Source organism: uncultured Cellulomonas sp. (genome assembly GCF_963527515.1).
In the GTDB taxonomy this organism is placed as follows: Bacteria; Actinomycetota; Actinomycetes; order Actinomycetales; family Cellulomonadaceae; genus Cellulomonas.
On the sequence record NZ_CAURTV010000145.1, the window covers coordinates 1 to 6,777 of the forward strand.

Annotated in this window: 7 protein-coding genes; 2 read left to right on the forward strand and 5 right to left on the reverse strand. The window is 75.2% G+C overall.

What is annotated here, in order from left to right:
• Window positions 1-203: 203 nt before the first annotated feature.
• Window positions 204-1,289 (forward strand): DMT family transporter, encoded by a 1,086-nt coding sequence (locus RYN42_RS18975; RefSeq protein ID WP_315098799.1) that lies wholly within the window; start codon window positions 204-206, stop codon window positions 1,287-1,289.
• Between the two features lie 76 nt (window positions 1,290-1,365).
• Here RYN42_RS18975 and RYN42_RS18980 read toward each other — a convergent pair whose 3' ends face one another.
• Both RYN42_RS18980 and RYN42_RS18985 read right to left on the reverse strand, forming a co-directional pair.
• Window positions 1,366-2,400, reverse strand: a complete 1,035-nt coding sequence (locus RYN42_RS18980; RefSeq protein ID WP_315098802.1) for a zinc-dependent alcohol dehydrogenase family protein — start codon at window positions 2,398-2,400, stop codon at window positions 1,366-1,368.
• A 21-nt stretch (window positions 2,401-2,421) separates the two neighbouring features.
• Entirely contained in the window at window positions 2,422-3,876 is a 1,455-nt protein-coding gene (locus RYN42_RS18985) for an amidohydrolase family protein (RefSeq protein WP_315098805.1), read from the reverse strand.
• Here RYN42_RS18985 and RYN42_RS18990 point away from each other — a divergent pair, their 5' ends adjacent.
• Window positions 3,877-4,680 (forward strand): DNA/RNA non-specific endonuclease, encoded by an 804-nt coding sequence (locus RYN42_RS18990; RefSeq protein WP_315098808.1) that lies wholly within the window; start codon window positions 3,877-3,879, stop codon window positions 4,678-4,680.
• Here RYN42_RS18990 and RYN42_RS18995 read toward each other — a convergent pair.
• The 3 genes from RYN42_RS18995 to RYN42_RS19005 all read right to left on the reverse strand — a co-directional run.
• Entirely contained in the window at window positions 4,677-5,483 is an 807-nt protein-coding gene (locus RYN42_RS18995; RefSeq protein ID WP_315098811.1) for an ABC transporter ATP-binding protein, read from the reverse strand. The genes RYN42_RS18990 and RYN42_RS18995 overlap by 4 nt on opposite strands.
• The gene (locus tag RYN42_RS19000; protein ID WP_315098814.1) at window positions 5,480-6,511 is read right to left on the reverse strand and encodes an iron chelate uptake ABC transporter family permease subunit; all 1,032 of its coding nucleotides are present in this window, start codon (window positions 6,509-6,511) and stop codon (window positions 5,480-5,482) included. The genes RYN42_RS18995 and RYN42_RS19000 overlap by 4 nt, the downstream gene beginning before the upstream one ends.
• Window positions 6,508-6,777, reverse strand: a 270-nt coding sequence (locus tag RYN42_RS19005; RefSeq protein WP_315098817.1) for an iron chelate uptake ABC transporter family permease subunit, incomplete at its 5' end; no start/stop codon positions are given. The genes RYN42_RS19005 and RYN42_RS19000, both read right to left, overlap by 4 nt.

Consider the following 6,777-nt stretch of genomic DNA (forward strand, 5'->3'; position numbering starts at 1 on the left):
CCCACCGACCCCCACCACCGACCCCACCACCCCTCGGCAACCCACCCTTCTGACCTCCCCCCGCCGGGCTCAGCCGTCTCGCCATGCCCAGCCGTCACGGAGCTGCCATCCCGCGCGCCCCTGCGACCAGGCGATGCCCCAACCAGTAGATGACCTCCGTCGGCGCGAACAGGGGTGTCAGTGCGACGAGGCATGATGCGCGAGTGACTTCTCCGGCCTCCTCGACGCGCGGCTGGATCGGGCCGTACCTGCTGCTCGCGGTGCTCTGGGGCTGCAGCTTCCTGTTCATCGCCACGGCGCTGCAGACGTTCGCCCCGACGCAGGTGGCGTTCGGTCGCATCGTCGTGGGGCTGGCGCTCCTCGCGGCGATCCTGCTGGCTCGGCGGGAACGGGTCAGGGTCGAGCGGACGAAGATCGGCGACTTCGTGATCGTCGGCGCCGTGATGACGGCTGTCCCGTTCGTGCTCTTCGCGCTGGCCGAGCAGCGGGTCAGCTCAGTGCTCGCCGGCCTGGTGAACGCGACGACCCCGCTGTTCACGGCGGTCTTCGTCGCGCTGCTGCTGCCCGCCGAGCGGCCCGACCGCGTGCAGGTGGGCGGACTGGTGCTGGGGTTCGGCGGGATCGCGGTGCTGCTCGGGATCTGGGACCCGGGCGCCATCGACCTGCTCGGCGGGGTCATGCTGCTGGGCGCGACGTTCTGCTACGGCCTCGGCAACGCGTGGGCCCGCCGCCGGCTGACGGCCACGGGGTTGTCGAACGTGGCTCTGCCCGCCATCCAGCTCGCGGTGGGCGCCGTGGTCATCCTGCCGTTCGCGGTGACCACCCCGCCGACCGGGACGCTCACCCCGGCGCCCGCGCTGGCGCTGCTCGCGCTGGGGCTCGGCGGCACCGGTCTGGCGTACGTGCTGTTCTGGCGGGTCCTGGCTCTCGCGGGCGCCACGGTGACGGCCAGCGTGACCTACGTGATCCCGCTCGTGTCGACGACGCTCGGCGTGCTCGTCCTGCACGAAGGCCTGCACTGGTACGAGCCGGTCGGCGGGGCCGTCGTCCTCGCGGGCGTCGGCCTCACGCAGTGGGGCGCCGCGCGGCGCCGGTCGGCGGACGCCGCGCGCGCGGAGAACCCGGGCTCGCTCGACGGTGATGCGGGGACGGCGATCAAGGTCGAGGCAGGGACGGCGGCAGCCAGGCTTCCGGTGGGCGTCGACCAGCAGGCCGGGCCGGTCATCGACGGCGCTGAGCGGAGAGCACCGTCCACAGGTCCGAGTGCCGGGAGTCACCTCCGCGGTTGATCGCCTCGTGGGCAACAGAAGGCGCGGGCCTACGGCCGTCAGCCGGTGCGGCCCGGTGGTCTGCGCGGTTCCGTGCTCACGGGACGACGACGGTCATCCCCGGTCCGCTCGTCCCGGTGCCTAGCGCGGCGAGCGCAGCAGGAGCCCCCTCGAGGCTGATCGTCCTGCCGACGAGCCGCGACGGGTCGAGCTCCCCGGACGCGATCCGAGCGAGCATCGCGGGGTACTCGTGCGCCGCCATCCCGTGGCTGCCGTAGACCTCCAGCTCCCAACCGATCACGCGACCCATGGGCAGCGGCGGCGCGGTGTCGGCGCCGAGCAGGAGGCCGACCTGCACGTGCCGGCCGCGGCGGCGCAGCGACAGGATCGACGCGGTCGCCGTGGCGCGGCTGCCCAGGGCGTCGAGCGAGACCGCCGCACCCCCGCCGGTCACCTCGTGCACCTGTGCGGCGACGTCGCCTGTGCCGTCCAGCACGACGGACGCCCCCATCGCCACGGCGGCGTCACGGGCAGCCGCCGACACGTCGATCGCGACGACGCGTGCCCCGGCGCCGACGGCGATCATGACGGCCGACAGGCCCACGCCTCCGCAGCCGTGCACCGCGACCCAGTCGCCTGTGCCGACGCGGCCGTGCACGGTGATCGCGCGGTAGGCGGTCGCGAACCGGCAGCCCAGGGCCGCCGCGGTCACGGGTGACATGCCGGCGGGAAGCCGCACCAGGTTCACGTCGGCGTGGTGGAGGGCGACCAGCTCGGCGAACGACCCGTCGTCGGTGAACCCGGGCTGCCGCTGCCGCTCGCACACCTGCTGCTCACCGGCCAGGCACGCCGCGCAGGTGCCGCACGCGCACACGAACGGCACGGTGACCTGGTCGCCGACCACCCACGACCGCACCTGCGGGCCGACGACCTCGACCACCCCCGCCAGCTCGTGTCCCGGCACGTGCGGGAGGGTGATGTCGTCGTCGTGCCCCTGCCAGCCGTGCCAGTCGGACCGGCACACGCCCGTCGCGGTCACCCGCAGGACGACGCCGTCCTCCGGACAGCTCGGTGACGGAACGTCCTGGACGGTGGGCAGGACACCGAGCTCGGAGATCACGACGGCACGCATGGCGCCCATCCTCCCGTGCGCTCAGAGGGCCCGGTGCGACCAGGTACCGGCGACGAGGGTCCCGGCGACCGGCATCCCGCGCAGCGGAGCGGTGAGCGGGTCGGCGTCGAGCACCACCAGGTCCGCGGGCGCACCGGCCTGGACAAGGAGCCCGCGCCCGTCGACGGACGACTCCAGCGCGACCCGACGGTCAAGCGCCTGCTCGGGGTGCCACGGCACCCGCCCGTCGCGGGACCGGGTGACCGCGGCGTCCACCGCGACCCACGGGTCCAGGGGTGCCACGGGCGCGTCCGACCCCAGAGCCAGCCGCACACCGGCGCGGTGCAGCGCCCCGAACGCGAAGGCGCGGTCGGTGCGACCGGCCCAGTGGTGGTCGGCGACGTCGCGGTCGTCCATCGCGTGCTCCGGCTGCACGCTGGCCACCACACCGAGCGCGGCGAACCGCTCCACGTCGGCGGAGGTCACCAGCTGCGCGTGCTCGATCGACCCGGCGGCACCCGAGGCCTCGAAGGCGTCGAGCGCGAGGGCGTTCGCGGCGTCGCCGATCGCGTGGATCGCGCACCGCAGACCGTGCCGTGCGGCGTGCGCCATCAACGGCGCCAGCCGCGAGGGCGGGAGGTTGAGCACCCCGCGGGCGTTCGGGCCGGTGAGGCCGGGGTACGGGTCGTGACAGAAGGCGGTGCGCGTGTTGAGCGAGCCGTCGGTGATGACCTTGAGCGGCCCCTGCTCGACCAGGCCGCCGACCGGGTCGCCCGTGTGCAGGTCCTCGCGCACCACGCGGTCGAGGTACTCCTCCCACACGCCCGCGCGCACGCGCAGCCGGGACGGCCGGGCGGCAGCGCGCCGACGCCAGACGGCGAGGTTGTCGGCGATCTCGAGGTCCACCACCCCGACCACCCCGCGGGCGGCCGCGGCGGTGCAGGCGTCGTCGACGAGCGCATCGGCGACGTCGTCGGCCACGTGGTCCACGATGCCCTGCAGCGGCAGCCACTCCGTCTCGCGCAGCAGGCCGGTGGGGTGGGAACCGACCCCGAGGAACCGCAGCCCCGCGCTCGACGCCCAGGCGCAGTGCAGGTCGGCGGACACGAGCACCACCGAGAGGTCGCCGACGGCGTCGTCGAGCAGCGCGGCCGTCGGCTGGTCGGGCCACAGGCCGTCGCGGAAGCCGAAGCCGACGAGCGTGGCACCGGCCGCGGGCGTCGGTGCAGCGGCGACCAGCGCCACGGCGTGCGCGGCCGACGTGGCCGCGGAGACGTCGAGCCGGCGTCGTGCCAGCGCCCACTGCGTCAGGTGCACGTGCGCGTCCCAGAGGCCCGGCATGACCCAGCGGCCGCCGAGGTCGACCGACGGAGCCTGCACGGTCAGCGAGGGCCCGAGCTCAGCGACCCGCCCGTCCCGCAGCAGGAGGTCGACCGGGGCGTCCTGACCCGGGAGACGCGCGGAGCGCAGGAGCAGGTCAGTCGGTACGGTCCCCATGTGAGCACCGTAGAGGCGGGGTACGAGCCGACGTTCCTCGGTCCACCGGTGCCGCTGCCGGTCCCGGCCCAGACGGTCCGAGAGCTGGCGTCGACGCACTTCACCGTGCTGCTCGACCCCCGGCGCAGGCTGGCGGCGGCCACCGCGGTGAACATCGACGGCGCGCAGCTGGTGGACCTGGAGCGCGGCGACGACTGGCACCTGGACCCCCGCGTGCCCGCCGCCGAGCAGGCCGGCCCGGAGCTGTACGCGCGCAACGACCTGGACCGGGGGCACCTGGTCCGGCGCAGGGACCCGGTCTGGGGCGACCTCGTCACCGCGCGGCGGGCCAACCTCGACACGTTCGCCTACCCGAACGCCGCCCCGCAGGCCTCCGCGTTCAACCAGGGCGAGCTGCTCTGGGTCGGCCTCGAGGACCACGTGCTCGAGTACGCCCGCGCCCGGCGCAGCCGGGTCTCGGTGTTCACGGGACCCGTCCTCGCCGACGACGACCCGCTGTACCGCGGGGTGCAGATCCCGCGGCTGTTCTGGAAGGTCGCCGCCTGGGTGTCGGCCGACCGGCTGCGCGCGACCGCGTTCGTCCTCGACCAGACGCCCTTCGTCACGCGCCTGCAGACGGCGGCCGACGAGCTCCCGCCGCTGGGCCCGTTCCGGACGTTCCAGGTGCCGGTCGACGACGTGGCGGCGCTCACGGGCATCGACCTGGGGCCGCTGGTGAGCGCCGACGTGCTCGCCGCGGTCGGCGCACGCGGCGACCGCGAGCGCTGGGTGCCGCTGACGTCGGTGGGCGGGATCCGGCTCTAGCGAGGGTGCCGGACGTGCGCGTCGCGGCGGGCGGGCACCACCATCGGCGTCCCGGTCTCGGGGTCGGGGACCACGCGGCACGCCAGCCCGAACACCTCCCGCACGAACGGCTCGGTGACGACCTCCTCGGGCGCACCCTGGGCGACGACCGCGCCGTCCTTCATCGCGATGAGGTGCGTCGCGTACCGGGCGGCCTGGTTGAGGTCGTGCAGCACGGCCACCAGCGTCCGGCCCTCCTCGTGCAGCCGCGCGCACAGGTCCATGACCTCGAACTGGTGGGCGATGTCGAGGAACGTCGTCGGCTCGTCGAGGAGCAGCAGGTCGGTCTCCTGCGCGAGCGCCATGGCGAGCCACACCCGCTGGCGCTGCCCGCCGGACAGCTCGGCGACGAACCGGTCGCGCAGGTCGGTGACCTCGGTGGCGGCCAGGGCGTCGGCGACCGCGCGGGCGTCGGCGGCGGACCACTGCCGCAGGAGGCCCTGGTGCGGGTACCGTCCGCGGGCCACGAGGTCACCGACCGTGATGGCCTCGGGCGCGATGGGGCTCTGCGGCAGCAGGGCCAGCCGACGCGCGACGTCCTTGCTCTTCATGGAGGTGATCGGGGCACCCTCGAGCAGCACCCGGCCGGCGCGCGGCTTGAGGGTGCGACCGAGGGCGCGCAGCAGGGTGGACTTGCCGCAGCCGTTGGGGCCGATGATGACGGTGAAGGACGCACGCGGGACCTGCACGGACAGCCCCGTGGCGACGACCAGCTGGTCGTAGGCGAGCGTCAGGTCCGACGCCTCCAGCGGTGGACCGTTCACGCAGGGCTCCTCCTCCACTCGCGGACCAGCAGGACCGCGAGGTACAGGCCGCCGAGCGCGGCGGTGACGACACCCACGGGATAGACGACGCCCGGCACGGCGTACTGGGCCACCAGGTCGGCGACGACGAGCACCGCGGCACCGCAGCACGCGGCCGCGACCATACCCGGTCCGGTCGACCGGGTGAGCCGGCGCGCGATCTGCGGCGCGGTGAGCGCGACGAACGCGATCGGCCCGCTCACGGTCACCGCCACCGCGGTGAGCAGCACCCCGACGACCACCGCCCACGTGCGCACCCGGTCTGCGTGCACACCGACGCCGACCGCGACCTCGTCGCCCATCTCCACCAGCTGCAGCGGCCGGGTCAAGGCCAGTGCCGCCGGGAGCAGGACGACGAGCGCGCCGACGACGAGCGCCACGTCCGTCCACGACCGCGCCGCCAGGCTGCCGTTGAGGTACGCGGCGAGCACCTGCGCGTCCTCCCGGGTGGACCGCGCCAGGGCCAGCTGCACGAACGCCAGCGACATCGCGCCGACGGCGATGCCGACGACGACCATCCGCAGCGGCGCCCGGAACCCCGCGCCGGACCCGAGGTAGACCGCGCCGATCGCCACCCCCGCGCCGACGAGCGCGCCGACCGGCACCGGCACCGTGCCCGGCCAGACGAGCCCCGCGGCCGCGGCCCCGGCAGCCGCGCCGGCGCCGAGGCCGATGACGTCCGGGCTGCCCAGGGGGTTGCGGGTGACCGACTGGAACATCGCGCCCGACACGGCGAACGCCGCACCGGCGGCGGCGCCGACCAGCAGCCGCGGCAGGCGGTTGGTCCACAGCACCCACTCCTGGATGCGCGACCCCTCCCCGGCGACGACGCCCGGCAGCTCCGTGAGCGCGATGCCCAGCTCGCCGGCCGCCAGCGTGACCAGCACGGTGACCAGCAGGAGCGCGAGCGCGAGCGCGCAGACGACGACGGCACGCCGCCGCCAGCGCACGACGACGGCAGGCCCGAGGGTGAGCACCGCGGTGCTCACAGGCCCACCCGCCCCTGGCGCACGGCGAGGACGAGGAACGGAGCGCCGACGAAGGCGGTCACCGCGCCGACCGGCAGCTCCCCAGGCCGCGCCAGGACGCGCCCGAGCACGTCGGCGACCAGCAGCAGCACCGGGCCGAGCACGAGGCAGTAGGGCAGCAGCCAGCGGTGGTCGGAGCCGGTGAACGAGCGGACCACGTGCGGGATGGCCAGCCCCACGAACGCGACCGGCCCGACGGCGGCCACCGCCGCGGCGCACAGCACGGT

Excerpts from the sequence above, each read along its gene's own strand:
- RYN42_RS18980 (WP_315098802.1), bottom strand. The coding sequence starts at position 2,400 with ATGCGTGCCGTCGTGATCTCCGAGCTCGGTGTCCTGCCCACCGTCCAG.
- RYN42_RS18985 (WP_315098805.1), bottom strand. The coding sequence starts at position 3,876 with ATGGGGACCGTACCGACTGACCTGCTCCTGCGCTCCGCGCGTCTCCCG.